Source organism: Sorangium sp. So ce1335, from assembly GCF_051521615.1.
In the GTDB taxonomy this organism is placed as follows: Bacteria; Myxococcota_A; Polyangia; order Polyangiales; family Polyangiaceae; genus Sorangium.
The window spans coordinates 1,357,795-1,382,778 of record NZ_CP150363.1 but is presented as its reverse complement, the minus strand read 5'-3'; the positions used below and the strand labels follow the sequence as shown (position 1 = coordinate 1,382,778).

The 24,984-nt window shown below is 71.6% G+C and carries 18 protein-coding genes; 10 read left to right on the top strand and 8 right to left on the bottom strand.

The genetic code is table 11. The features are described from left to right. Positions 1–56: 56 nt before the first annotated feature. Positions 57–2,468: an endopeptidase La gene (lon, locus tag WMF24_RS04950; RefSeq protein ID WP_437735183.1), complete on the top strand. Its 2,412-nt coding sequence runs from the start codon at positions 57–59 to the stop codon at positions 2,466–2,468. A gap of 66 nt (positions 2,469–2,534) precedes the next feature. Here the strand turns inward: lon and WMF24_RS04945 are convergent, their stop codons facing one another. From WMF24_RS04945 to WMF24_RS04935, 3 genes are all read right to left on the bottom strand, one after another. Beyond that, on the bottom strand, positions 2,535–3,458 hold the full coding sequence (locus tag WMF24_RS04945) for an N-acetylmuramoyl-L-alanine amidase family protein (RefSeq protein WP_437735182.1): 924 nt from the start codon (positions 3,456–3,458) through the stop codon (positions 2,535–2,537). A gap of 224 nt (positions 3,459–3,682) precedes the next feature. Then, on the bottom strand, positions 3,683–4,660 hold the full coding sequence (locus WMF24_RS04940; RefSeq protein WP_437735181.1) for a hypothetical protein: 978 nt from the start codon (positions 4,658–4,660) through the stop codon (positions 3,683–3,685). A 109-nt stretch (positions 4,661–4,769) separates the two neighbouring features. Then, positions 4,770–5,999: an MFS transporter gene (locus WMF24_RS04935; RefSeq protein ID WP_437735180.1), complete on the bottom strand. Its 1,230-nt coding sequence runs from the start codon at positions 5,997–5,999 to the stop codon at positions 4,770–4,772. Positions 6,000–6,160: 161 nt separating this feature from the next. On the opposite strand from WMF24_RS04935, the gene WMF24_RS04930 reads away from it, so the two are divergent. Continuing rightward, on the top strand, positions 6,161–6,469 hold the full coding sequence (locus WMF24_RS04930; RefSeq protein WP_437735179.1) for a hypothetical protein: 309 nt from the start codon (positions 6,161–6,163) through the stop codon (positions 6,467–6,469). A 91-nt stretch (positions 6,470–6,560) separates the two neighbouring features. On the opposite strand, the gene WMF24_RS04925 is transcribed toward WMF24_RS04930, so the two are convergent. Continuing rightward, entirely contained in the window at positions 6,561–7,394 is an 834-nt protein-coding gene (locus WMF24_RS04925) for a hypothetical protein (protein WP_437735178.1), read from the bottom strand. Positions 7,395–7,473: 79 nt separating this feature from the next. On the opposite strand from WMF24_RS04925, the gene WMF24_RS04920 reads away from it, so the two are divergent. Next, positions 7,474–7,857 carry a hypothetical protein gene (locus WMF24_RS04920; RefSeq protein ID WP_437735177.1) on the top strand — a complete coding sequence of 128 codons (384 nt, stop codon included), beginning with the start codon at positions 7,474–7,476 and terminating at the stop codon, positions 7,855–7,857. Here the strand turns inward: WMF24_RS04920 and WMF24_RS04915 are convergent. Together WMF24_RS04915 and WMF24_RS04910 are read right to left on the bottom strand one after the other, a co-directional pair. Next, entirely contained in the window at positions 7,835–8,818 is a 984-nt protein-coding gene (locus WMF24_RS04915; protein ID WP_437735176.1) for a hypothetical protein, read from the bottom strand. The genes WMF24_RS04920 and WMF24_RS04915 overlap by 23 nt on opposite strands. A 365-nt stretch (positions 8,819–9,183) precedes the next feature. After that, positions 9,184–11,673 carry an ATP-dependent helicase gene (locus WMF24_RS04910; RefSeq protein ID WP_437735175.1) on the bottom strand — a complete coding sequence of 830 codons (2,490 nt, stop codon included), beginning with the start codon at positions 11,671–11,673 and terminating at the stop codon, positions 9,184–9,186. A gap of 179 nt (positions 11,674–11,852) precedes the next feature. Here WMF24_RS04910 and WMF24_RS04905 point away from each other — a divergent pair, with 179 nt between their 5' ends. Together WMF24_RS04905 and WMF24_RS04900 are read left to right on the top strand one after the other, a co-directional pair. Beyond that, on the top strand, positions 11,853–14,279 hold the full coding sequence (locus tag WMF24_RS04905; protein ID WP_437735174.1) for an ATP-grasp domain-containing protein: 2,427 nt from the start codon (positions 11,853–11,855) through the stop codon (positions 14,277–14,279). Then, positions 14,276–15,478: a P1 family peptidase gene (locus tag WMF24_RS04900; protein WP_437735173.1), complete on the top strand. Its 1,203-nt coding sequence runs from the start codon at positions 14,276–14,278 to the stop codon at positions 15,476–15,478. The genes WMF24_RS04905 and WMF24_RS04900 overlap by 4 nt, the downstream gene beginning before the upstream one ends. 187 nt (positions 15,479–15,665) lie before the next feature. Here the strand turns inward: WMF24_RS04900 and WMF24_RS04895 are convergent, their stop codons facing one another. Continuing rightward, on the bottom strand, positions 15,666–16,043 hold the full coding sequence (locus WMF24_RS04895; RefSeq protein WP_437735172.1) for an STAS/SEC14 domain-containing protein: 378 nt from the start codon (positions 16,041–16,043) through the stop codon (positions 15,666–15,668). A gap of 171 nt (positions 16,044–16,214) precedes the next feature. After that, positions 16,215–17,450, bottom strand: a complete 1,236-nt coding sequence (locus WMF24_RS04890) for a glycosyltransferase (protein WP_437738765.1) — start codon at positions 17,448–17,450, stop codon at positions 16,215–16,217. A gap of 277 nt (positions 17,451–17,727) precedes the next feature. On the opposite strand from WMF24_RS04890, the gene WMF24_RS04885 reads away from it, so the two are divergent. The 5 genes from WMF24_RS04885 (at position 17,728) to WMF24_RS04865 (ending at position 24,907) form a co-directional block, all read left to right on the top strand. Next, positions 17,728–18,816 (top strand): Gfo/Idh/MocA family protein, encoded by a 1,089-nt coding sequence (locus WMF24_RS04885; RefSeq protein ID WP_437735171.1) that lies wholly within the window; start codon positions 17,728–17,730, stop codon positions 18,814–18,816. After that, positions 18,813–19,823: an NAD-dependent epimerase/dehydratase family protein gene (locus WMF24_RS04880; RefSeq protein WP_437735170.1), complete on the top strand. Its 1,011-nt coding sequence runs from the start codon at positions 18,813–18,815 to the stop codon at positions 19,821–19,823. Before WMF24_RS04885 ends, WMF24_RS04880 begins: the two co-directional genes overlap by 4 nt. Beyond that, positions 19,820–22,327: a hypothetical protein gene (locus WMF24_RS04875; RefSeq protein ID WP_437735169.1), complete on the top strand. Its 2,508-nt coding sequence runs from the start codon at positions 19,820–19,822 to the stop codon at positions 22,325–22,327. Before WMF24_RS04880 ends, WMF24_RS04875 begins: the two co-directional genes overlap by 4 nt. Before the next feature lie 106 nt (positions 22,328–22,433). After that, complete coding sequence (locus WMF24_RS04870; protein WP_437735168.1) at positions 22,434–23,399, top strand: hypothetical protein; 966 nt, start codon at positions 22,434–22,436, stop codon at positions 23,397–23,399. A gap of 125 nt (positions 23,400–23,524) precedes the next feature. Then, a complete protein-coding gene (locus WMF24_RS04865; protein WP_437735167.1) occupies positions 23,525–24,907 on the top strand; it encodes an O-antigen ligase family protein in 1,383 nt (460 codons plus the stop codon). Positions 24,908–24,984 lie beyond the last annotated feature (77 nt).

Sequence of the window (24,984 nt, the reverse complement as noted above, 5' to 3'; positions counted from 1 at the left end):
AAAAGGAGTTTTCGGTACGGTCCCCCATGGCATGAGGTTCGCACGATCCCCGGACCATGCCCGAGCGCCGATCGTTGCCCGTGCTCTCGTTGCGCGACACCGTCCTCTTCCCTGGGATCGCGACGCCGATCACGGTCGGACGGCTGAAGACGCTCCGTGCGGTGGAGGCCGCCCTCCGGATGGAGGGAGAGGACAAGCGCATCTTTGCCGTCGCCCAGCGCGACGCCGCCGAGGAGCCCACCACGGGCGGCCTCTTCTCGATCGGCGTGATCGCCCGCATCACCCAGGTGCAGCGGTTCGGCTCGGGCCTCCAGCTCGTGCTCTGCTGCGAACGGCGGGCGGCCGCGCCCCGGTACACGGAGGTCGACGGCGTGATCCGCGCCCCCGTCATCGAGCTCGCGGATCTCCCCCTCCGTCCAGAGGAGGACGGCGCCCTGGAGGCGCTCTCCCGCGAGGTGCGAGAGCGCGCCGTCGAGTACGGCCGACACCGCGGCGCGCCGGAGGACGTCCTCAAGCAGTTCGTCGGCGGCATGTTCGGCCCGGCCGAGCTCGTGAACCACATCGCCTTCTACCTGGACCTCCCGACCCCCGAGAAGCAGGCGCTGCTCGAGATCCTCTCGACGGAGGAGCGGATGCGCAGCCTCGCCCTGCACCTCTATCGGCAGATCGGCATCGTCGAGACCCAGGAGAAGATCCGGACCACCGTCGAGGAGGAGCTCGGCGAGCGCCAGCGGGAGCTCTACCTGCGCGAGCAGCTCCGCGCGATCCAGAAGGAGCTCGGCGAGGAGGACGACGAGAACGTCGTGGCACGTCTGGAGCACAAGCTGCAGCGCGCCTGCCCTCCGCCCGAGATCCTGCAGGAAGCCCGGCGCGACCTCGCGCGGCTGCGGCGCATGGGCCGGGAGACATCGCCCGAGGCGCAGGTCCTGACGACCTGGCTCGAGCTCGTGGCCGATCTCCCCTGGAACCAGCGCACCGACGACCACGTCGATCTCGATCGCGCGCGGGCGATCCTCGACGAGGATCACCACGGCCTCGACGACGTGAAGGATCGGGTGCTCGAGTTCCTGGCCGTCCGCAAGCTGCGCATGGAGCAGGCGCGGGGCGAGGGCGAGCGGAGCCGCGCGATCTCCCGCGGCCCCATCCTGCTCTTCCTCGGCCCGCCCGGGACCGGCAAGACGTCCATCGCGGAGTCGATCGCGCGGGCGCTCGGCCGCAAGTACGTCCGCGTCTCGCTCGGCGGCGCGCGCGACGAGGCCGACATCCGCGGCCATCGCCGCACCTACGTCGGCGCCATGCCGGGCCGCATCCTCCAGGGCATCAAGCGGATCGGGTCGAAGAACCCGGTGATCGTCCTCGACGAGGTCGACAAGCTCGGCGCCTCCTTCCAGGGCGATCCCGGCGCGGCGCTGCTCGAGGTGCTCGATCCTGCGCAGAACGACGGCTTCGTCGATCACTACCTCGGCCTGCCGTTCGACCTGTCCGAGGTGCTGTTCATCTGCACGGCGAACTTCCGCGAGACGATCCCCGCGCCGCTGTTCGACCGGATGGAGACCGCGCTGTTCGCCGGGTACACCGAGCAGGAGAAGCACGAGATCGCGCGGCGGTACCTGCTCCCGCGGCAGCGGCGGGAGTGCGGGCTGCGCGAGGACCAGCTCCGCGTCACGGGCGCGGCGCTCGGCGAGATCATCAGCGGATACACGCGCGAGGCGGGCGTGCGGCAGCTCGAACGGACCCTTGGCGCCCTGGCGAGAAAGGCCGCGCGCAGGATCGCGGGTGGGGAGAGCGAGCGGGCGGTGGTGGACACCGGAGATGACGTGAAGGATTTGCTCGGTCGCGCGCGGATGCGCCCAGAGCGAAGGTTGCAGCACGATCAGCCGGGCGTGGCGACTGGCATGTATTACACGCAGACCGGTGGCGACATCATGCACGTCGAGGCGAGCGTGATGCCGGGCAAGGGCGATTTCGTCCTGACGGGGCAGCTCGGCGACGTCATGAAGGAGAGCGGCCGGGCGGCGCTGAGCTACGCGCGCGCGCACGCCGCGGAGCTCGGGGTGCCGCTCGATAGGCTCCAGCGGCGCGACGTCCACATCCATGTCCCGGCGGGCGCGGTGCCCAAGGACGGTCCGAGCGCGGGCCTGACGATGGCGGTGGCGCTCGTGAGCGCCCTGTCGGGCAGGCCCGTGCGGAGCGACATCGCGATGACGGGCGAGATCACGCTGCGCGGCACGGTGCTGCCGATCGGGGGCATCAAGGAGAAGGTGCTGGGGGCCCACCGCGCGGGGATCTTCGAGATCCTGATCCCCGCGGACAACGAGGCGGATCTCGACGATCTCCCCGCCGAGGTGCGGAGCTCGCTGGAGTTCTACCTGGTGAGCACGCTCGACGAGGCGATAGCGCTCTGCCTGCGGCTCCGCCCGATGCGCCTGGAGGCCCCGGAGGTGATCCCGCACGCGCGGGCCTCCTGACGCTGCGCTGCCCGCGGGGGGCCCCAGGGGACCGACGGCGGCCGGGCGCTCACGTGGGCGGACGGCTCACGTGGGCGGACGGGAGGCCGGCGCCTCGCCTCCGCCGAGCGTCTCGGCCAGCGCGCCGCCTCCGCCGAGCGTCTCGGCCAGCGCGGCGGCGGTGGCGGCGGCGAAGGCGTCCAGCGTGGCGGGCTCGGTCCAGCGCGCGGCCTCGCGGGCGTCGAGCGCGTTGTGCGTCTCGATCAGAACGGAGGGCATGGTGGGGCGTCGCAGCACGAAGATGCGCTCTCCGGGCGGGTGCCGATCGACGAAGACGCCTGCCTGGGCGCTGTCGGCCTCGTACAGGCCGCTGTAGGCGGCGCCGCCGTACGGCATGAGGCCGGCTTCCGCCATGCGCCGGGCGAACGCGCGGGCGAGGGCGAGCCGGCGAGCGCAGAGGGCGGGCTCGCCCTCGTCGGACCAGAGCACGGCGAACCCCGGCGCCGCGAGGTTGAGCGGGCACGTCCGGCCCGGCGCGGGCGACCACGTCTCGATCCTGCCGCGCACGTCCGAGTGCAGGCTGACGAAGGCCTCGGCGCGCCACCGCGCGGCATCCTCGGCGCGCTCCCGGTACGGCAGCGGCCGGGCGGCCGTCCTGCCCACGCGCGCCTCGAAGCGCCCCGTGGCGTTGAGCCGCTCGGCGAGCGCGTGCGCCGCGGAGAGCGTGAACTCCTGCTCCTCGACGCAGAAGCAGGAGAGGTTCCCCGAGTTGCCCGGGGCGCCGTGTCCCGGGTCGAGGTAGATGCGACGGACCCCGAAGTCGGGTGGGAAGACGGCGGTGGGGGCGACAACGCGGGCTCCCGGAAACGGCCAGCCGCTCGGCGCGATCGGGAGCTTCAGCGCGCGCCGCACCGCGAGGTCGCGCGGGGGGCCGGTGGAGAGGGCCCGCGCGAGGGCGGCGGCGCCGGCGGCGCCGGCGAGACCGAGGACGAGCTTCCTGCGCGAGATCACCGCGGCTCCGCTTGCTATCAAAGCCGCGGCGTCCCGTCAGGTTCCTGGCAAGGCGGGGCGCCGGACGCGCGGGAGCACGCGCGACGCCTTCGTCCAGGGCGCCTGCGCGCCTTGGCCGGGGCGCCTGCGCGCCTTCGTCCGGGGCGCCCGGGGTCTGCCACGAGACGCGCGCGCGGCAACGACGCGTGCGCCGGCGACCTCCCCGATCGCCGGCGCGCCTCTCGTCAGCGCAACGCGTCGGCGGCTGTCTCGGCGGTGAGCGACTGATCCAGCCATCGCTCCAGCGTCGCCAGATCGTCGCACGCCTCGATCCGAGCGAGCTCGTCAGCCCCGAGCTCGAGCCGCCGCCTCGCGAGCAGCCGGCGGAGCAGCGCGCGCGCTTCGGCGAGGCGCCCCGCTTCCATGCCCTTCTCCAATCCTTTCTCGAGCCCCTTCTCGATGCCCTGCTCGAGCCCCTTCTCGACGCCCTGCTCGAGCCCCTTCTCGAGCCACTGTTGCTGCACGTCCGGGAACGCCCTCAGCAGCGACTGCAGGATCTCCCGCTGGCGCGCGCGGATCTCGGGATCCTCGGACCTCTCGAAATTGCGTAGAATCTCCTCGCGAACCTTCGTCGACATCGTCGTGTACTGTACCATGCTCAGCACCCACTCTTCCCGCCGGCGTGTTGCCACCCACCGGGCGAATTCGTCGAGCGGCCGTCCTGAGCGGGCCACCAGGAACGGCACCAGCTCGTCCCGGAGCGGCAGCTCATTGGCCGCGATCCACAGAAACTGAAATGGCGACGGCGCCACGCCGTAACAGCCCTCCGCGACGCGCTGCAGCTCGCGAACGCGCCCCACCCACGCGGGCAGGTGCGGCGCCACCAGCCACAGCGGCTCCTCCCCAAGCCAGGGCGGGTCCCGCTCTTCCACCCGTTGCACCTGCCTCGCCTGCCGGCGCAGCAGCGCCCGCTGCGCGGCGACCACGTCCACGTGGTCCCCGGGCATCTTCAGCTCGATCAGGATCTCATCATGTCCTCCCGCTTGCGGCCATGGCTCGCAAAGTGTCAGCAAATCGCCAGGTCGATGCACGGAGAGCAGCCCGTCTCCTTGCACCTTGTTCAACCCCATCTCCGGCGGATCGTGCCATTCGACGGCACCCCTCGTGATGACCTCCGCCTCCTCGGCGAACGTGCGTTTGATGAACCGGTCCGGCTGACCCATCTCCAGCGCAGTAGCAGAGGGCGTGGAGGCCACCAGGTATATTCGATCGTTGTCGTTTTATGAGATCAGGTGGCGTTCGCCCCGGGAACACTCATGCAACGGGCACAACTCACGCTCGTTCTTCGCCCGTCTTCCGCTCTCTCAACGGCACGAGCAGGACGAGAAAAGCGAACGAGATCCCCGTGCAGAGGGCAAACAGCGCTGCATAGCCGAGCCGCTCGGCGAGCACGCCCGACGCCCACACGGCGGGCGATTTCCCGAGCACCTCGACGCTGGCCAGCAGCGTGTAGTGCGTCGCGCCGACGGACCGCCGGACGCGCGACATCATGAAGGCGAACACCGTTGTCGTGACGGCGCCGCCGAAGAGGTGCTCGGCCACGGTGACCGCGATGACGGCCCCGGCGGTGGGCGTCCCCGCCGCGGCGAGGTACCACTCGCCGGCCATCGCGAAGGACCGCAGCGCCGAGCTCACCCCGACGGCCGCGAGCAGCGGCAACCGATGCGCCAGCAGCCCTCCCGCGAGCGACCCGGCGATCGACGCGACCAGACCGTAGGTGCCGACCCAGAGGCCGATCCGGTGCGGCGGGAAGCCCGCGTCGACGAGGAACGGCTTGAACATCACGTCGACGATCGACTCCCCCAGCTTGTAGGTGCCGAGGAACGCGACGACCCAGAGCGCGCCCGGCGCCCGCAGGGCGGCGAGGACCGTCGCGAGCACCTCGCGCAGCGAGCGGCGATCGCGCGCCTCGATCTCGCCCGCCGGCGGCTCGCGCAGCGCGAGCGAGGCGAGGGTCGAGAGGAGCACGAGCGCCGCCATCGCGCCGAACTGGCCGCGCCAGCCTATCCAGGCGCTCGCCCACACGAGCAGCCCGCCGGCGACGAGCATGCCGGCCTTGTAGCCGACCACCTGCGCCGCGTTCGCCAGGCCGAGCTCGCCGCGCCCGAGCAGGTCGATCGCGAGCCCGTCGACGGCGATGTCCTGCGTGGCCGCGAGCAGGTTCATCAGGAAGACGAGCGCGAGGAGGGCGCCGAGGTGGCGCGACGGCGGGACGAACGCGGCGGCGGCGCACGTGAGCGCGAGCAGCGCCCCGAGCGGCAGGATCCACGAGCGCCGCCGGCCGATCCGCTCCCACCCGAAGCGGTCGACGAGCGGCGCCCAGAGCGCCTTGGCCACCCAGGGGAGCGCGAGCGCCCCCGCGAAGCCCACGCCGGCGAGGGAGACGCCGCTCGCCCGCAGGAAGACGGGGAGCGCCGTCGCCTGGAAGCCGAAGGGGATCCCCTGCGCGAAGTACAGCGCGGCGAGGGCGGCGATGTTGCCGGCGCGCGTTCGGTCTGCCACGAGCCGGAATCGTAACCGAGCGGTCGAGCCCCGGTCGCTCGAAACACGGACACTGGCGCTTCGATGGCGAGCATCACGACCAAGCCGACGGCGATGACGACGAGGAGCAGGCCGCCCGGACCCACGCTGTCTCCCGATCGCGGGAGCGCGCGCCGGCGCGCGTGCGCGACGTCGAGCGCGCGCCGGGCGGCGAGCCCGTCGTCGCCGAGGTCGGCCCGTTCCGGCTGCGCCTCCTGCCGAGCGCCCACTCCCGCCTGATGCTCGGTGTGGAGCGAGCCCCCGGTCCGAAGCCACCTGGCCATCGGATGCTCTCCAAGGTGCATCGCCTCACCGACCGCGGGCAGCGACTGCTGGACAAAGGGCTCGATCGGCTCACAGATGCGCCAAGTCTGCCGGTCGGCGGGATCGACGCCTACTCGGCTTCAGCTCCTTGGGTGCAGCTCGAAGATGGACGGCTGGCTCGGGCATGAGGGACACGGCTGACTGTCGTGCACCGCAGCGCGTCCGCTGAGCGCAGAAGGCTGCCCCTTCACATGGTCACCGCATGCCGCGCCCCGCCGCTCACCCCGAGCACGCCGCGTCGCACCCCTCGCCGCCGCAGTCCACGCCGAGCTCGCCGCCGTTCTCCACGCCGTCCTTGCACGAGGCCGGCTCGCAGGCGCCGGCCCAGCAGACGCCGCTTGCGCAGTCCTCTCCGGACTCGCAGCCGCCGCCGTCAGGGCAGCGGCGGGGGCATCTCCCGCTGCAATCCACGCCGGTCTCGTCGCCGTTCTTCACCCCGTCGCTGCACGTCGGCGCCTTGCAATGCGCCATCGCGCAGACCCCCGACTGACAGTCCGCCCCGGCGTTGCACGGATCCCCGTTCCTGCACGGAGCGCAATCTCCACCGCAATCCTGGGCGGTCTCTCCACGCCCGGGATCGAACACCATGTTGACGCAGTGTGGCGGGACGCAGAACACCCCGTCACAGGCCAGCCCCGCAGCGCAGTGCAACGTGGGATCATCGTGGAGGCACTCCACGCACCGCCCCTCATGACACCGCCCCGATCCGGAGATCGGGCAGATCACCCCGTCGAGCAGCGCGTTGATGGGCCGGTCATAGTCGCAGAGATCCTGCGTACACTGGTTGCCGTCGTTGAACACGTCGTACGCCGGCACGCTGACCACGATCCCCTCCTCCGTGCACTCGTCCTGCTTGCAGTCGCCGCGGAGCTGCGAGCCGAGGCGACCCGGCTTGATCTCGAGCTCGCACTTCCCCTCGACGCACCGCCCCGCGCCGCACCGCGGGTCCGGCGGCCCCGGACACTCCGCGTCGCCCTCGCACCGCTCCGACGGATCGACGACGCCCGAGCACTCCGCCGTCCCCTCCGCGCACTCGGCGCAGGGCCGGCACATCTGGAAGCAGCCCGGCGCCCTCTCGCCGCGCGCGCAACAGACCACCTTGCCCGGCTCGGCGCACTCGCAGCGCTCGTTGATGCAGACCGTGCCCGGCGCCGTCTGGCCGTCCGATAAACAGTCGTTCGTCGTCGCGCAGTCGCCCCCCACATACGGCTCGCCGCCACAGGCGAAAGGGAGCGGTAAGACCGTGAGAAAAAAAAGCCCCACGGCACAAAGCTTGACAGAGCGCATCGTGCGTCCAGTCCTCCGGCACAAGGCTGGGCTGGCCGGCACCCCGACGGCCCCAATCCGCCAAAGTGCCGTTGGCCTGATCCTCGAACAGGCTCACTATGCCGCGCTCGGCCTGCGGCCGTCACGCAAGTTTTCGCCAGTAGATGAGCCGCAGGCGCTGATTTCCCGTCAGCGCCGGTCGCGCAGGATCGATGTCGATTTCGTGGTCAGAAGACGCCTGAAATCGTAAAGCTCTCCAAAGACACCCTGACCTCGGCCTCGCCGCGCGGGTAAAACGTGTACCCGAGCGTGGCGGCCAGGATCGCGCCGCCGGTGATCAGGCCGGCGACGCCGATCGCCCTGAAGGTGCGCATGTCGTCGCGGGCCGAGGCGGCGTGCTGGCACACCGGCTCGCTCAGGCGGAAGCAGCCGTTCGGGCCCGCGGCGCGGGCGGAGGCGAGGATGGCCTCCTCGCGCTTCTCCGCGCCGCCGAGCATCACGCCGCCGAGCGCCGCGAAGGTGGCGGACAGCCCGACGCCGCCGACGAGGATGGCTGTGCTCGGCCCCGGGCGAGCCGGCGGCGGCGCCGCGAGGCCCACAGCCGCCGCGCGGGGCGCCTCCGGCTCCGGGCGCTGCGGTGCGGGCGGCGGCGGGAAGGTCAGCCTCACCTCCCGCGTCTCGCCGCGCGGGACGTCGACCTCGGCCGTGGCCGTCCTGCCGTCCAGCGCCGCGCGCACGACGCGGCGCCCGGGCTCGACGGGGATCGGCCTGTCGCCCTCGATCTGGACCGGCGCGCCGTCGATCGTGACCGTCGCGCCCGCGGGCGCGACGATGCGGAGCTCGCCGGCGAGCTGGCGCGCGCGGGCGAGATCGACGAGCCGCGACTCGTAAAGCGCGCGCTCGTCGGCGGTCCGCGGCGCGCGCATGATCTCCTTGCAGAGCGACAGCCAGCGCACGGCGGCCGGCATGTCGCCGATGCGGAACGACAGCGCGCCGATGTTGCAGGCCGCCACCTGGGAGCGCTCGAGCTTCCACACAGCCATCCAGAGCTCGCGCGCGTCCGCGAGGCGCCCCTCGTCCACGGCGGTGTGCGCCTGCGCCACGAGCCGGTCCCGGGCGCCGGACGGCGGCTCGGCCAGGGCGCCTGCCGAGGTCGAGAGGAGCGCGGCCGTCAGCGCCGACGCGGCGGCACGACGAAGGTTCCTGTGCATGAGGGTAGCCCTTCACGCGCCCGGCGCGGGCTCACGCGGACGCCGCGGACCGGCTACCAGGGCACGCAGGGGCTCACGTACCAGAACGACGGCGGCCGTGGAAGCAGCGGCGGCGCACGGAGGGGCAGCGCCGCAATGGATCGAACCGCCAAGGCGCCAAGTTCTTGAGATTTCTTGGCGCCCTGGCGCCTTGGCGGCTCCCGGAGTACCGCACTGCCGCCTTGGGCCTGGTCGAGAGAGGTCGAGCGCCCTCACGCCTGGTTTCACGCACCAGGAGTCCGGTCAGGGAGCCGGAGAGATTTCAACGCAAAGGCGCAAAGGCGCAAAAAGAGCGAGTCGCATTTCCCCCGCCGTCCTGCGCCCCGTCACGACCCTGCCCTCAGGAACGCCGCCTTGATCCGCTTCTTCCCCCACCCGGAGAACTTCACGGTCGCGATCGGATCCGCCCCCGGATCCACGCTCTCCACGACGCCCGGCCCGAACCGGTCGTGGAATACGCGCATCCCGCGCCGCAGCGCGAGCCCCTCGCCCTCCCCGCCCACGTCGACCGCCTCCCGCTCCACGTACCGCTCGCCCGGCGCCCGCTCGGCGCGATCCGCGCCGCCCGCGCCGGCCCCGCCGCGCGCCCCCGCCGCGTCGCCCTCCCGCGACAGCCGCGACCACGCCAGCCGCTCCTCGGCCTGCGGCGCGGGCCTCCGCCCCTCCCACGAGCCCCGCCCCTCCCACGAGCGCTCCCCAGATCCACCGAACCTCCCCGACGACGCGCCATACCCCCCGCCGCCCACGTCGACCCGGCGCTGCGCCATCATGCTCGTCGGCGTCGCCATCGGGCGCACCGACGCCGGCGGCAGATCCGCGAGGAAGCGGCTCGGCAGGCAGTAACGCGTCTGGCCGAAGATCGCCCGCCGCGCCGCGTGCGTGATCCAGAGCCGCTCGCGCGCCCGCGTGATCGCCACGTAGGCCAGCCGGCGCTCCTCCTCGATGTCGCCCTTGCGGTTCGGGTCCTGGCTCCGGAACGGGAACAGGTCCTCCTCCATGCCCGTCAGGAACACCGCATGAAACTCCAGCCCCTTCGCGGCGTGGATCGTCATCATCGCGACCTTCGGCATGTCCACCAGCATGTCGGCGTCCGACACGAGGCTCACCCGCTCCAGGTACCCCGCCAGCGTCGCCTGCTCGCCGGCCGCGATCGCCTCCTGCTCGTAGTCCACGATCGACTGCACGAGCTCGCGCAGGTTCTGGAGCCGCGCCTCCGACTCCACGCTGTCGTCCTGCTCGAGCATCCTCGCGTAGCCCGACCGCGCGAGGACCTCCTCCGCGAGCTCGCTCGGCGACAGGCGCGTCAGCTCCGCCATCAGCCCCTGCATCAGGTCGCGGAAGCCGAGCAGGCTGCGCTTCGCCGCCGTGGCGAGCGGCTCGAACCGGCCCGACGGCAGCGTCGACCGCTGCACCGCCGACGGCGGCACCGCGCCCCCGACGAGCGGCTCGATCGCCTCGTAGAGCGACACGCCGAGCGCGTCCGCCGCCTGGATCAGCTTGTCGACCGTGCTCTGGCCGATCTTGCGCGCGGGCACGTTGATGATGCGGTTGAGATCCACGTCGCTGCGCGGATTGACCACCACCCGCAGGTACGAGAGCAGGTTCTTCACCTCCGCCCGCTCGAAGAAGCGCGTGCCGCCGATGATCTGGTACGGGATGCGCGCCTCGCGCAGCACCTCCTCGAGCACGCGCGACTGCGCGTGAATCCGGTAGAACACCGCGATCTCGTTCGGCGACACCCCCTGCGCGATGAGCTCGCGGATGCACTCGACGACCCACGCCGCCTCGTCGTGCTCGCTGTCGGCGGCGACGACGTCGATCGGCGCCCCGTCCTTGTTCGAGGTCCACAGCTCCTTCGGCTCGCGATCGGACGCGTGGCGGATCACGCCGAGCGCGCCGCGCACGACGTGCCCGACAGAGCGGTAGTTCTGCTCGAGCTTCACCACCGTCGCGTGCGGGAAATCGCGCCGGAAGCCGCGCACGATCCGCACGTCCGCGCCGCGCCAGCGGTAGATGCTCTGGTCGTCGTCGCCGACGACGCACAGGTTGTCGTGGGCCTTGCAGAACGCGCGCACGAGCCGGTACTGCACCTGGTTCACGTCCTGGAACTCGTCGACGAGCACGTGGCGGAAGCGCGCCCGGAGGTCCTCGCCGGCGAGGCTCGCCGGGTCCTCTGCGAGCCGCAGCACGAAGAGCAAGAGGTCGTCGAAATCGACGGCGTTCGCCGACTTGAGGTGCCGCTCGTACGCCTCGAAGCACCGCGCGATCGCGTCGTCGAAGTAGCCGTTCCGCTCGAACTCGCCGGGCCCCCGCCCCTCCTGCTTCTCGGCGTGGATGCGCGACAGCACCTGGCGCGGCGGGTAGCGCCGATCGTCGAGGTTGAGCTCCTTGAGCACCCGGTTCATGACCGCGCGCTGATCGTCGTCGTCGTAAATGACGAAGTTCTTGTCGAGCCCGGCCGCCTCGTGGTGCCGCCGCAGCAGGCGCGCGCACACGGCGTGGAACGTGCCCACCCACAGGTCCTTCACGATGTCGGCCCCGATCAGCCCCTCCAGGCGCCGCTTCATCTCGGACGCCGCCTTGTTCGTGAACGTCACCGCGAGGATCCGGTAGGGCGGAACACGGTGCGTCACGATGAGGTTCGCGATCCGGTACACGATGACGCGCGTCTTGCCGCTGCCCGCGCCGGCGAAGATGAGGAGCGGCCCGTGGGCGTGCTGGGCCGCGCGCGCCTGCGGTTCGTTCAGCTCCTCGTACGGAATGCCTGGCTCGGGCGGCGGAGGGGGGTAGGCGTCGGGTGCAGCGAAACGATCCACAGGGGGTCGCTAGCACGGCCTCCGCGCGAGCGGGAGCCCGGCAAGCCCGCGGACCGCCGCGGCGCTTCCCCGCATTTTCCGCCGCAAACGGGGAGCGCTCGCCGTAATCTCGCACGCGCGTGCGCCGCCGGCAGAGCACCGGCGGAGACGCGGCCAGGACGGGCCGCACAGGAGAGATCATGCGCATCGCGCTGACGCACAACCTGAAGATCACGGGATCCGCCGAGGAGGCAGAGTTCGACAGCCCGGAGACGATCGCCGCCATCGCCGGCGCGCTCGAGCGGGCCGGGCACGAGGTGGAGCGGATCGAGGTCAGCGGCCCCGCGTCCCGGGTCCTGGCCCGGCTCGAGGCGCTCCAGCCGGACCTCATCTTCAACACGGCCGAGGGCCACAAGGGCAAGACGCGCGAGGCGTTCTATCCGTCGCTCTTCGACGAGCTCGGCATCCCCTACACCGGCTCCGACGCCTACGCGCTCAACGTCGCGCTCGACAAGTCGCTCACGAAGCGCGTCCTCGCGAGCTACGGCGTCGCCACCCCGCGCGCCCGCCTCGTCAACCGGACGACGCTCGACAGCGGCGCGCTCGACGACGTGAGCTTCCCGGTCATCGTGAAGCCGAACTTCGAGGGCTCCTCGAAGGGGATCCACAGGGAGTGGAGCGTCTGCGAGGACGCGTACCACCTCGCCGAGGTCGTCGAGCGGCAGCTCGCGCGCTTCGAGGCGGGGCTGCTCGTCGAGCACTACGTCGCCGGCATCGACGTCGCGTGCTCCTTCGTCGACGGCCTCAAGGAGGCGAGCGGCGCGCGCCCGAGCAGCGCCGGCGTCCCCGAGGGGGTCCTCACGCCGGTCGAGTTCGTCATCGATCCCCAGGTGCCCGGCAGCTACAACGTCTACGACTTCAACCTGAAGCACGCGAAGCCCGAGCGCGTCACGCGCCGGCCCGCGCAGCTCCCCCCGCAGACCATCGAGCGCATCCGGTCGCTCACCGCGCGCGTCGTGCGCGCCCTGGACCTCAAGGACCACGCCCGCTGCGAGTTCCGCGTCGCGCCGTCGTCCTCGCGCAACCAGGGCCACGACGTGTACTTCCTCGAGGCCGACGGCCTGCCAACGCTCCAGCCGGGCGCCAGCGTGTTCGTCGCCGCGGCGCAGCGCGGCGTCGACTTCGACGGCGTGATCCGGGCCATCGTCCGGAGCGCCTGCCAGCGGCGCGGGCTGTTGCAGCTCCTCGAGGGGGGCGCGCAGCGCCGGTCGAAGCGGACCGCGCTGCGCGTCGGCTTCACCTACAACATGAAGCGGGGCGAGGCGGCCGCGGCGGACGCGGGCCCGGCCGGCAAGGCGGGCCCCGGCGCCGCGTCCGACTCCGAGGCCGAGTTCGACTCGCCGCGCACCATCCAGGCGATCGCCAGCGCCATCGAGAGCTACGGCCACACCGTCGTCCAGCTCGAGGCGACCCCGGATCTGCCGCGCGCGCTCACGGCCGCGGGGGTCGACGTCGTCTTCAACATCGCCGAGGGGCTCCGCGGCCGCGGCCGCGAGGCGCAGGTGCCGGCGCTCTGCGAGCTGCTCGGCATCCCCTACAGCGGCTCGGACGCGACGACGCTCTCGCTCGCGCTCGACAAGGGCCTCACGAAGCAGATCCTGCGGGCGGCCGGCATCGACACCGCCGAGTGGCAGGTGGTCACGACCGGGCGCGAGAAGCTGAAGCCGTTCCGCTACCCGGTCATCGTGAAGCCGAACGCCGAGGGCACCTCGAAGGGGATCACCTCCGCGTCCGTCGTCAAGGACGAGGCCGCGGCGCGCGCGGCGGCGAAGCAGCTCGTGGATCGCTATCACCAGCCAGCGCTCATCGAGGAGTACATCACGGGGCGCGAGTTCACCGTGGGCCTGCTCGGCGAGCGGCGGCCGAAGGTGCTGCCGCCGATGGAGGTCGTCTTCGTCGACCCGCCCACCTACCCCGTCTACGGCTACGAGGAGAAGCAGTCGGACACGCCGCGCGTGCGCTTCGAGTGCCCCGCGCAGCTCACGCCGTCCGAGCTCCGCCGCATCGAGAAGGTCGCGCGCGACACGTTCGCGGCCCTCGCCTGCCGCGACGTGGCCCGGGTCGATCTGCGCATGACGAAGGACGGCAGGGTGTACGTGATCGAGATCAACCCGCTGCCCGGCCTGACGCCCGATTTCAGCGATCTCTGCGTCATCGCGAAGGTGGCCGGGATGGATCACAGGATGCTGATCGGCGAGATCCTGGCCGGCTGCCTCAAGCGCTACCGCGACGCCCGCGCCACCTCGCCGCAGGCCGGCCTCGCCGCGGCGCCCGCGGGCGGCGCGGCGGCCGTCTCCGCGGCGGTCCCGGCCGCCGCGCCAGCGGCCTCGCCGCCCGCCGGCGCGACGGCCTCGCCGGGCTCGCAGCCCGCGCCGGGCTCGCAGCCCGCGCCGGGCTCGCAGCGCACGCCGGGCTCGCAGCCCGCGCCAGGCTCGCAGCGCACGCCGGGCTCGCAGCCCGCGCCGGGCTCGCAGCCCGCGCCGGGCCCTGCGCCCGTCGGGGCCGCGCCGCTCGGCGCGGCGCGCCCGTCCCTGCCCTCGACGAACGGCGAGGTCGTCGGCCCATGAGCGCGCCCTCGGCCCAGATCCGGCGCCCTCGGCTGCGCGATCTCGGCGTCGCGATCGGCCGCTTCCCCACGGGCCCCGAGAACGCGATCACGGACGTCGCCGGGGTGCGGGTCCACCACGTCACGAAGATCGAGGGCACGGGCGAGCTCGTCCCCGGCATCGGCCCGGTGCGCACGGGCGTGACCGCGGTGATGCCCGCTGACGGCGACCTGTTCCTCGATCGGGTGTTCGCCGCCAGCTACGTGCTGAACGGCGCCGGCGAGGTGACCGGCCTCGCGCAGGTCAACGAGTGGGGCCTCTGCGAGACGCCGATCCTCCTCTGCAGCACGCTCTGCGTCGGCCGCGTCCTCGACGCGACCGTCGCGTGGCTCTCGAACCGCCACCCGCAGATCGGCACGGAGTACGACGTCGTGATCCCGGTCGTCGCCGAGTGCGACGACAGCTTCCTCAACGACACCGTGGGGCGGCACGTCACGCAGGCCGACGTCGAGGAGGCGATCGACAACGTCCGCGGCGGCCCCGTGGGCGAGGGGTGCGTCGGCGCCGGCACCGGCATGCAGACCTTCCACTTCGCGGGCGGGATCGGCACCTCGAGCCGCTCGGTGCCCGTCGGCGGGGTCGACGCCGTTGTCGGCGCGCTCGTGCTCTCGAACTTCGGCGATCGCGAGCTGCTCCGCATCGACGGCGTCCCTGTCGGCCGGCTGATCAGCGACCGCTTCGCCCACGTCCCGCGGCGCGGCCCGGCCGGCTCGATCATCGTGCTCGTCGCCACCGACGCCCCCCTCATCCACCGCCAGCTCACGCGCATCGCGCGGCGCGCCGCGCTCGCGATCGGCCGGACGGGCGGGTACGCGGCCAACAACTCGGGCGAGATCGTCCTCACCTGGAGCACCGCGAACCGGGTGCCGCGCGTCGCCACGGAGCAGTGGAGCGCGCCCCGGTCGAGCCGCTCGCTCAGCGTGCACCCCCTCGCGCCCGGGCGGCACATGGCCGAGCTCGTCCTCGACACCGAGCTCGACGGCCTCTACGAGGCCACCGTCGACGTGGTGGAGGAGGCGATCCTCAACGCGATGTGCGCGGGCGTTGACATGACCGGCCACAGCGGCCACCACGCCCCCGCCCTGCCGCTCGACGCCGTGGCCGAGGTCCTGAAGCGGTACCGGCCACCGCACCCCTGCGATCCGCCGGCGCTGCGCTAGTCCCACGCACCAGGGATCCGGAGCGAGATTTCAACGCAAAGGCGCAAAGAAAAAAAACAATAAATTCAGGCCTTTTTGCGTCTTTGCGCCTTTGCGTTGAAATCTCTCCGCTCGCGCGGCAGAGCCCTGGCAGGACTCCTGCCCCGAGGTAACGAGGCGCTGCCCCGACGGTCGGCCGCGCGGCGCGCTACTCAGGATCGCCGTGGAGGAGCCACTCGTGGGCGGCGTCCTCGTCCCAGAAGCGGCGGAGGACCTTGTCCGTGCCGCTCTCGCGCGCGACGCGGTTGAGCTGGAGCGCGACGATGTCGCTCTCGATGATCTCGGCGACGCGCATCACCCCGAGCTCCAGGCCGAACTCCTGGACGGCGCGGATCCTCTCCGCCACCTCGGGGGCCATCGGCCGGAAGCCGCGGACATCCGCCTTGATCTTGATCTCCCGGCCCTGCAGGCCCTCGCACGCCTTCCTCAGCTCGCTGACGAAGTTCTCCATCTCCTCGAGGCGAACACGGCCCTCGAGGACGAAATCCACGATGGCGTGGATCCGGTCGACTTTGATCTCGAACACGTTGAGAGACCTCCTGCAGTTCCCGAAGCGGCGGGATGGGGCCGCGCAATCATACTCCGGATTGCAGGGGGCGAGCCCCCGGATCGCGCCGCCCGGGCGGCGGCGATGCCGGCGATCAGCCGTGGGCGGCGCGCGGGGCGCGGGCGAGATGCCCGCGCCCCGCGCGGACGTTCACGCCGCCCGCGCCTCGCCGACGGGCGACTTGCCCTGCCCGCGGCGCGCGGCGATCGCCTTCTCGTAGATGGACGCGTACCGCGCGAGCAGCTTGGGCCACTGCCGCTCCTCGAGGATCCACGCCCGCGCGTTCTTGCCGACCTGCTCGAGGCGCGCCGGGTCCTTCAGGGCCTCGACGCACCGGCGCGTGAGATCGGCGCTGTCGCCGGCCTTGAAGACGAACCCCGTCTCGCCATAGCGCACGAGCTCCCCCATGGCGGGGACGTCGCTCACCATGACGGGCCGGGCCATGGACATGGCCTCGAGGGGCTTCAGCGGCGTCGTGAGCTCCGTCGTCCGGGTCCGGATGCGCGGATACACGAGCAGGCTCGCCATGGCGTAGATGTTGAACACCTCGTCGTGCGGCACCCGCCCGGTGAACGTCACCTTGGACTCCACCCCTCGCTCGCGGGCGAACGCCTTGAGCTCCATCTCCTGGCCGCCGGCCCCCGTGATCACGACGTGCGCGTCCGGGATCTCCCGCGCGATGTCGCCGATCGACGCGATGAGCGTCTGGAGCCCCTCGTACGGCTGGAACGTGCCCACGTACCCGATGAGCCTCTTGCCGGCGAGCCCGAAGCGCTCCCAGGCGCCGGGCGGCGCCTCCCGCGGCGAGAACTTGTCCGAGTCGACGCCGTTGCCCACGACGTGGAGCGCGTCCGCGCTGCGCACCCGCGGCGCGACGGCGTTCTTGAGGCTCTCGCAGATGGTCACCGTCGCGTCGGCGTACCTGTACACGATGCTCTCCAGGCCGGCCGCGATCTTGTAAGGCACCGAGTCCTCGGCGAACTTGCCCCGATCGACCGAGGCGTTCTCCCAGAGGTCGCGCACCTCGTAGACGAGCGGCAGCCCGAAGCGGCGCGCCGCCGCGAGCGCCGGCAGCCCGACGAGCATGGGCGAGTGCGCGTGCACGAGATCGGGCTTAAACTCCCGGATCGCGTCCTCGACGCGCGCCTCGAGTGCCCGCACGAGCGAGAGCTCCCGGACGACCGGCAGCTTCTTGACGGCGGGCTCGCGCGTCCGCCAGTACGAGATGCCGCCGATCTCGTCCTTCAGCGCGTCCCCGGACCCCTGCTGCGCCGAGGTCACCACCGCCGGACGCATCCCGTGCTCGGCCTGATGCTTGATGATGTAGTCGCTGCGGATCGTGTACCCCGCAATGACAGGCAGCGACGTATGAAGAACATGAAGCACGCGCACGAATCACCGCCCTTCCTTGTGATGATGCGCCGCGCAGCGTACCCGAGGCCGTCGCGATCGTCACCAGGCTCGTCCCGCCGCCCCGCTGCGCCCACCACGCGCACGACGCGCGCAACGCCGACGCCGCGATCGTCGCCAGGCGCGTCCACCGCCCCGCTGCGCCCACCACGCGCACGACGCGCACGACGCCCACCACGCGCGCGACGCCCACCACGCGCGCGAACGCGAGCCTAGCTCTCCGCTGCCCCGTTGCGGTACGCTCCGCCGCCCCATGACCCTCAAAATCGCGATCGTCGGCTGCGGCAAGATCGCCGACGGGCACATCGAAGAGATCCAGAAGATGCCGGAGCGCGCCCGGGTCGTCGCCGTCTGCGACCTGGAGCTGCTCATGGCCGAGCAGATCGCGGTGCGCTACGGCATCCCGAGCCACTACGACTCGTTCGACCGGATGCTCGACGTCGAGAAGCCCGACGTCGTTCACATCACCACCCCTCCGCAGTCCCACCTGTTCCTCGCGCGGCGCGCCATCGAGGCGGGCGCCCACGTCTACGTGGAGAAGCCGATCGCGCTGAACCTCTCGGACGTCCGGCGCCTCATCGAGCTGTGCACCGCCGCCGGCAAGAAGATGACCGTCGGCTGGGAGTACCAGTTCGATCCGCCGGCCATCGAGATGCGGCGGCTCATCGGCGAGGGCGTGCTCGGCGACCCCGTCCACGTGGAGAGCTGCTTCGGCTACAACCTCTCCGGCCCCTTCGGCACGGCGCTCCTCGGCGACGGCTCGCACTGGGTCCACCGCCTCCCGGGCAAGCTGTTCCACAACAACATCGACCACCTGCTCAACAAGATCGCCGAGTTCGTCGACGACGAGCAGCCGAAGGTCACGGCGACCGCCTACGCGCTCCGCGAGAAGCGCTTCGGCGACGCGCGCGACGACATGCTCGACGAGCTGCGCGTCACGCTGCAGGGCGCGCGCGTCAGCGCGTACGGGACGTTCTCGTCGCACGCGCGGCCGCCGGGCCATTTCCTCCGCGTCTACGGCACGAAGAACACGCTCCACGTCGACTACACGAGCCGCACCGTCACGCTCGACGCGTCGCCCAGGCTGCCGAGCGCCATCGGCCGGGTCGTGCCCGCCTTCGATCAGGCCCTCGCGTACTTCCGCGAAGGGGGCAAGAACGTCGTGCGGTTCGCCCGCAGCGACTTCCACTTCTTCTCGGGGTTGAACCGCCTGATCGGGCTCTTCTACGACAGCATCACGCGGGGCGCGGAGCTGCCCATCTCGTACCGGGACATGATCCGGGTCGCGTGGATGATGGATGAGATCTTCCGGCAGGTCCCGCAGGAGAAGGCGCGCACATGAAAGTCCTTGTCACCGGCTCGAACGGCTTCCTTGGGTCGGCCCTCGTCGACCGGCTGCTCGCCCACGGCGAGACCGACATCCGCTGCCTCGTCCGCCCGGCGAGCAACCGCGCGCGCCTCGAGGAGATCGAGAAGCGCCGGGGCGCCGCCCTCGAGGTCGCGGTGGGCTCCCTCGCGACGAAGGAGGCCGCCGAGCGCGCCGTCGAGGGCGTGGACGTCGTCTACCACGTGGCCGCGGCCATGGGCGGCGCGCCCGCGGACATGTTCCTGAACACCGTCGTCGCCTCGAAGAACCTGCTCGAGGCGCTCGTCCACACCGGCCGATCGCCCCGGGTCATCCTCGTCAGCTCCTTCGGCGTCTACGGCGTGGCCGACCTGCCGCGCGGGTACATCGTCGACGAGAACACCCCGCTCGAGTCGCGGCCCGCGCAGCGCGACCTCTACTCGCAGGCGAAGCTCCGGCAAGAGAAGCTCTTCTGGGAGTACCAGGCGCGCTACGGCTTCCCGCTCACGGTGATCCGCCCCGGCGTCATCTACGGCCCGGGCGGCAACGCCTTCTCCGGCCGCGTCGGGATGAGCCTGTTCGGCGTGTTCCTGCACCTCGGCGGGCGCAACCTCCTCCCGCTCACGTACGTCGACAACTGCGCCGAGGCGATCGCGATCGCCGGCCGGAGCGAGGTCTCGAAGGGGCAGGTCTACAACGTCCACGACGACGACCTGCCCACGGCCGACGTCTACCTCGCCCGCTACAAGCGCGAGGTGAAGCCGATCCGCTCGATCTCGGTGCCCTATGTCGCCCTCACCGGGATATCGAAGCTCGTGGAGCGCTATCACGCCTACTCGAAGGGGCAGCTCCCGGCCGTCTTCACGCCGTACAAGACCGCGACGTCGTGGAAGGGGAACCGGTTCGACAACACGAAGCTGAAGGCGCTCGGCTGGAAGCAGCTCGTCTCCACGGAGGAGGGCCTGCAGCGGACGTTCGCCTACCTCCGGGAACGCGCGACATGATCCGCGGGCGGTCGCTCGCGCCGCTCGCGCTGGCGCTCGGCCTCGCGGGCCTGTTCGCCGGCTGCGACCGGCGGCAGACCCCCGGGCCCCCGGCGGTGCACAGCGGCGCGGGCGCGCCGCCCGGCGCCGCGGAGCCGCAGTCCGGCGCCGCGGAGACGCAGTCCGGCGCCGCGGCCCTCGCCGTCGCGGCGCCGCGCTTCGAGGCGCCGCCCGCGCCGCCGGCCTCGCCGGCCAAGGGGCACCCGCGGCTCTGGGTGCGCGAGGCCGACCTGCCGAAGCTGCGCGCGCGCGCCACGCCGGCGAACCCGCTCTTCAGGGAGCTCGCGACCGTCGCGGCCGAGGCCGTGGCGGCGATGGACAAGGGCCAGATCCCCTCCGAGGGCGACTGCGTCGCGAGCCGCGTCTACTGCGAGGCGCACGCCGAGCTGTTCGCCTTCATGTCGCTCATCTCGAGCGACGCGGCGGCCCGCAACGACTACGCCGCCCGCGCGCGCAAGATCCTCCTCTACATCGTCGACCGCGTGAACAAGGGCGATCCCAAGGACCCCTTCAACCGCAACTTCGCCAGGGGCGATCGCGCGCGCTGGGCCGGCGAGTCGTTCGGCCTCACGGTCGACTGGATCTACGGGTACCTCTCGGCCGACGACAAGGCGGCGATACGGTCCGTCTTCCTCCGCTGGGCCGAGGCCCAGCTCAGGTCGACGACGACGAGCCACGCCCACCCCGAGCCGATCGGCAAGCTGAACGACCCGGTGATGCTGAAGGAGCCGAAGAAGCGCCGGTACGCCGTGAACAACTACTTCACGTCGCACATGCGCAACCTCACGCTCATGTCGCTCGCGTTCGACGACGCCGACGACCCGCCGGATCTGAAGCACGACCGCGCCTACCCGCGGCTCCGGGACTACTTCGCCAACGTCGCCGGGGCGTGGCTCTACATGACCGACAGCGTCCTCCGGAACGACGCGCGCGGCGGCGCGCCGCCCGAGGGCTTCCAGTACGGCCCCGCGACGCTCGCCTACGTGAGCCAGACGCTCCTCGCCATCCAGACGGCGGGCGAGGCCGATCCGGCGAAGTGGGGCCCGCAGGTGCACCTCGACGGCAACCCCTTCTGGCACGAGTTCATCCCGGCGCACCTGCACAGCCTGAGCCCCGCCGCGCCCCAGGGCCGGATCGGGCCGACCCACGAGGCCGCGTGGACGGGCGACGGCGAGCGCTACGAGTACACCGATCACATCGATCCGTTCGCGGCGCTCGGCCTCCACGCCCAGAACAGCGGCAACGCCGAGCGCCTGAACGCGCTCCGCTGGATGGCCATCCACGTGGGCCCGGGCGGCGCCGCGGGGCTCGCGCGGCGCGCCCGCTCGACGCTCGGCCAGGTCCACAAGCGGCACTCGATCATGTACTTCCTGCTGCTCGATCCGGCGGTGACGCCGACCGACCCGCGCCCGTCGATCCCGCTCGCGCACCACGGCGCAGGGCTCGGCCACGTCTTCGCGCGGACGGGCTGGGGGCCCGACGCGGCGTGGCTCCACTACCAGCTCGGCTGGGAGCAGATCGACCACCAGCACGGCGACGGGCTCAGCTTCGGCTTCTACCGCGGCGGCGAGTGGCTCACGAAGGAGCGCGTCGGGTACGGCGCGTTCTTCATGAACTCCGAGCAGCACAACACCCTGGCCGTCGAGAACGACCGCAACCGCCGCCACGACGACCCGAACCGCGGCGAGCTCTGGCGGCGCGGCTCCCAGTGGCCGCTCGTGCACACGAACGACCCCCGCTTGCTCGCGAAGAGCTTCGCGCAGGACCACGTGTACGTGCTCGGCGACGCGACGGCGCTCTACAACTCCGACTACGAGAACATCCACGATGTGAAGCACGTCAGCCGCTCGCTCGTGTGGCTCAAGCCCGATCACCTCGTGCTCTACGACCGCGCCGCGACGGGCAAGGACGGGCGCTTCAAGCGCTTCTTCCTGCAGACGCCGAGCGTCGCGCAGGTCGCGGGCAACCTCGCGACGGTCACGACGCCGAAGGGGCAGAAGCTCTTCGTGACCTCGCTGCTGCCCGAGCGCCCCGTCGTCACGGCCGAGGCGTACAAGCCGACGGGCACCTGGGACACGAAGCCCGCCGAGTTCGAGTCGATGCTCGCGACCCTGCGGGTCGAGCCGCCGGCGCCGACGCCGCGGGACGCGCGCTTCCTCCACGTGCTCCAGGGGGCCGCCGACAAGGCGACGGCCGATCCGGCGACGCTCGTGCGCACGAAGCAGGGGACGCCGTTCGCCGGCGCCGCGGTGAAGGGCACCGTCGTCCTGTTCCCTGTCGAGCTGGGCCCCGTGTCCCAGGTGCAGTACACGGCGCCCCCTGGCGTGACGAGGCACCTCGTCACGGGCCTCACCCCCGGCGCCTCGTACGACGTCAGCAAGAAGCCCGCGGGCGGCGGCGACGAGATCACCATCCGCCCCGGCTCGACCACGAAGGCCGACGAGGGCGGCGTCCTGTCCTTCTGAGCGCCCGACGCGCCCCGCCCCGCTCGCGCGCGCCCCGCCGGCTTGTCCTCGGCGCGGCGCGCTGCGATAATTTCTGTTCTCCCGCCACATCTTCCACGGAGATGTCATGAGCAAGAAGCTTCTCGTCGCTGCCGGCGCGTTCGTCGTCGCGCTGGGCGCCCTGTTCATCCCTGTCGAGGGCAGCGCTCCCGCCGCGACGGGCCCCATCCCGAAGGCCGGCTCGCTCGACCTGTCCGGCTACTCGGCCGCCCCGCCCGACGCCCCGCTGGATCTGCTCTTCATCCACCACTCGGTCGGCGGCCAGATGCTCACGGACCCCGGCCCCGAGAAGGAGAAGGCGTCCTGCGTCTACGAGACGCACCCGAACGGCGGCGGGCTCAAGAAGAAGCTCGCGGCGCAGGGCTACCGCGTCCACGAGGCCTCCTACGGCAGCGAGATCGGCGAGGACACAGACCTCTTCCACTGGGCGCCCAAGTTCCGCGACAAGATGGACAAGCTGCTCCGGGTGGCGCTGAACGACCAGATGCACCCGGACGGCGTCGTGAACCGGATCGTCGTCTTCAAATCCTGTTATCCCAACAACCGCTTCGTCGGCGAGGGCGCCGCCCCCGGCAACCCGGCCGGCCCGGAGCTCACGGTCTGGAACGCGAAGGCCACGCTCGCCTCGCTCCTGCCCGAGCTCGCGAAGCGCAAGGACACGCTGTTCGTGTACGTCACCGCCCCGGCGAACGTCCTCAAGCGCTCGAAGGAGCCCTTCTGGAAGTGGACAGCGAAGCAGATCCTCGGCCGGCCGTCGGAGGCCCAGGTCGCGCAGCGAAAGGCCGACCTCGCCCGCTCGTTCAACAACTGGGTCAAGTCGCCCGACGGATGGCTCAGCGGTTACCCGGAGAAGAACGTCGTCGTCTTCGACTACTACGACGTGCTCACGAACAAGGGCGAGTCCAACTTCTCGCAGTACGGCTCGGAGGGGGGCACCGACAACCACCCCTCGCGCGAGGGAAACGAGAAGGCCGCTGACGAGTTCGTGCCGTTCCTGAACCAGGCCGTGCGCCGCATGGGCTTCAGCACGTGAAGCGCGCGACGCCGCGCGCCCGGGCCCACCACCGGCGGCATCGAGCGCGACGTGCTTGACGCGGGCCTCGATTCTCCGGAACGTCGCCCTCCACCCGAACCGCGTCTTCGCTGAGGACCCTCGACATGCTCGCGCTCCCCGGGGTCATCCTTCTCATCATCTTCATCTACGGCAGGCCCCAGGAGTGGGACGAGCGGTTCGAGAGCCTGCCGTTCCTCTACCTGTGGCTCGCCCTCGCGTTCATGGGCATGGGCCTCGACCTCGCCATGGGCAAGGTCCGGCTGAAGGCCACCCCCCAGCTCCGGTGGGCGATCGTCGTCTACCTCTGGTGCGTCCTCACGCTCGCCCTGCGGAACCCCGCCGAGCTCTCCGAGGGCTTCGTCTCGATCAGCGTGACGTTCGTGCTCTTCTTCCTGATCGGGCACAGCCCAGACGGCTTCAGGGGGTTCCAGAAGCTCGCCGGCACGGTGCTCGTCATGGGCCTCTTCGTGGCGGGCGTCGCCATCCACCAGGGGTTCTCCTCGTTCCAGTGCCTCGCGATGACGCAGACCATCGGCGGCTCGCGCGGCGAGGCCGGCATCCCCGACGGCCGCTCCTGCGAGACCCGCGTGGACTGCCGCGAGGGGCCGGGCGCCGATCCCGAGGCCGAGTACCTGTGCGAGCGCGTCGGCCTCTTCAAGACGTCGACGATCAACGGCCGCGTGCGCTGGCGCGGCGTGCTCCAGGATCCCAACGAGCTCGCGCTCACGTCGGGCATCGTGCTGCCGTTCAGCTTCGCGCTCTTCGAGCAGAAGCGCTCGTTCTCGCGCGCGCTCCTGGTGCTCGCGTCGCTGCTCGTGATCGCGACGGCCATCATCCTCACGCAGTCGCGCGGCGGCCAGCTCGTCTTCGCGACGGTGCTCGGCGTCTACTTCGTGAAAAAGTACGGCGTCCGCGGCGCGATCTTCGGCGCGGTCTTCGCGGCGCCGCTCATGCTCCTCGGCGGCCGCGGCGGCGGTGAGGCGGAGGAGTCGGCGAACGAGCGCACGGAGATCCTGTCCGAGGGCCTGAAGATCTACCGCATGTTCCCGATCCTGGGCGCCGGCTACCGCCAGTTCACCGAGCACCACTGGCTCACGGCGCACAACGCGTACCTCCTCGCGCTCGCGGAGCTCGGCCCGCTCGGGATGTTCGCGTGGACGGCGATGATCTACCTCACGCTCAAGATCTCGCTCGTCGCGCTCAAGCGGTACGAGCACGGCGCCCAGTTCGCGATGATCCGGGCCTGGGCCATGGCGGTCATGGCCGGGTTCTGCGGGATGATGGTCGGGATCTTCTTCCTCTCGTTCACCTACCACTACGTGCTCTGGATCTACTTCGGCCTCGCCGGGGCGCTGTACTGCGCGATCAGGAGCGTCGACCCCTACTTCTCGGTCAAGCTCGAGCAGCGCGACGTGCTCCGGCTCGTCCTGGCCAACATCGGCCTGATTGTCGCGCTGCTCGTGTACACGAAGTCGAAGGGCTACTGAGGGCCGCGCGCCCCCGCGCCACCGCGCCCCCGCGCCTCGTGCCTCGCGCGGGCGCAGGACGCCCGGGGCGGCGCCCG

What these genes read in the sequence shown, in the direction of transcription:
- lon (WP_437735183.1), top strand. Translation starts at nt 57, where the DNA reads ATGCCCGAGCGCCGATCGTTGCCCGTGCTCTCGTTGCGCGACACCGTC.
- WMF24_RS04940 (WP_437735181.1), bottom strand. Translation starts at nt 4,660, where the DNA reads ATGGGTCAGCCGGACCGGTTCATCAAACGCACGTTCGCCGAGGAGGCG.
- WMF24_RS04925 (WP_437735178.1), bottom strand. Translation starts at nt 7,394, where the DNA reads ATGTGCCGGCCCTGCGCCGAGTGCGCGGAGGGGACGGCGGAGTGCTCG.
- WMF24_RS04920 (WP_437735177.1), top strand. Translation starts at nt 7,474, where the DNA reads ATGCAGACCGTGCCCGGCGCCGTCTGGCCGTCCGATAAACAGTCGTTC.
- WMF24_RS04915 (WP_437735176.1), bottom strand. Translation starts at nt 8,818, where the DNA reads ATGCACAGGAACCTTCGTCGTGCCGCCGCGTCGGCGCTGACGGCCGCG.
- WMF24_RS04905 (WP_437735174.1), top strand. Translation starts at nt 11,853, where the DNA reads ATGCGCATCGCGCTGACGCACAACCTGAAGATCACGGGATCCGCCGAG.
- WMF24_RS04900 (WP_437735173.1), top strand. Translation starts at nt 14,276, where the DNA reads ATGAGCGCGCCCTCGGCCCAGATCCGGCGCCCTCGGCTGCGCGATCTC.
- WMF24_RS04885 (WP_437735171.1), top strand. Translation starts at nt 17,728, where the DNA reads ATGACCCTCAAAATCGCGATCGTCGGCTGCGGCAAGATCGCCGACGGG.
- WMF24_RS04880 (WP_437735170.1), top strand. Translation starts at nt 18,813, where the DNA reads ATGAAAGTCCTTGTCACCGGCTCGAACGGCTTCCTTGGGTCGGCCCTC.
- WMF24_RS04875 (WP_437735169.1), top strand. Translation starts at nt 19,820, where the DNA reads ATGATCCGCGGGCGGTCGCTCGCGCCGCTCGCGCTGGCGCTCGGCCTC.
- WMF24_RS04870 (WP_437735168.1), top strand. Translation starts at nt 22,434, where the DNA reads ATGAGCAAGAAGCTTCTCGTCGCTGCCGGCGCGTTCGTCGTCGCGCTG.
- WMF24_RS04865 (WP_437735167.1), top strand. Translation starts at nt 23,525, where the DNA reads ATGCTCGCGCTCCCCGGGGTCATCCTTCTCATCATCTTCATCTACGGC.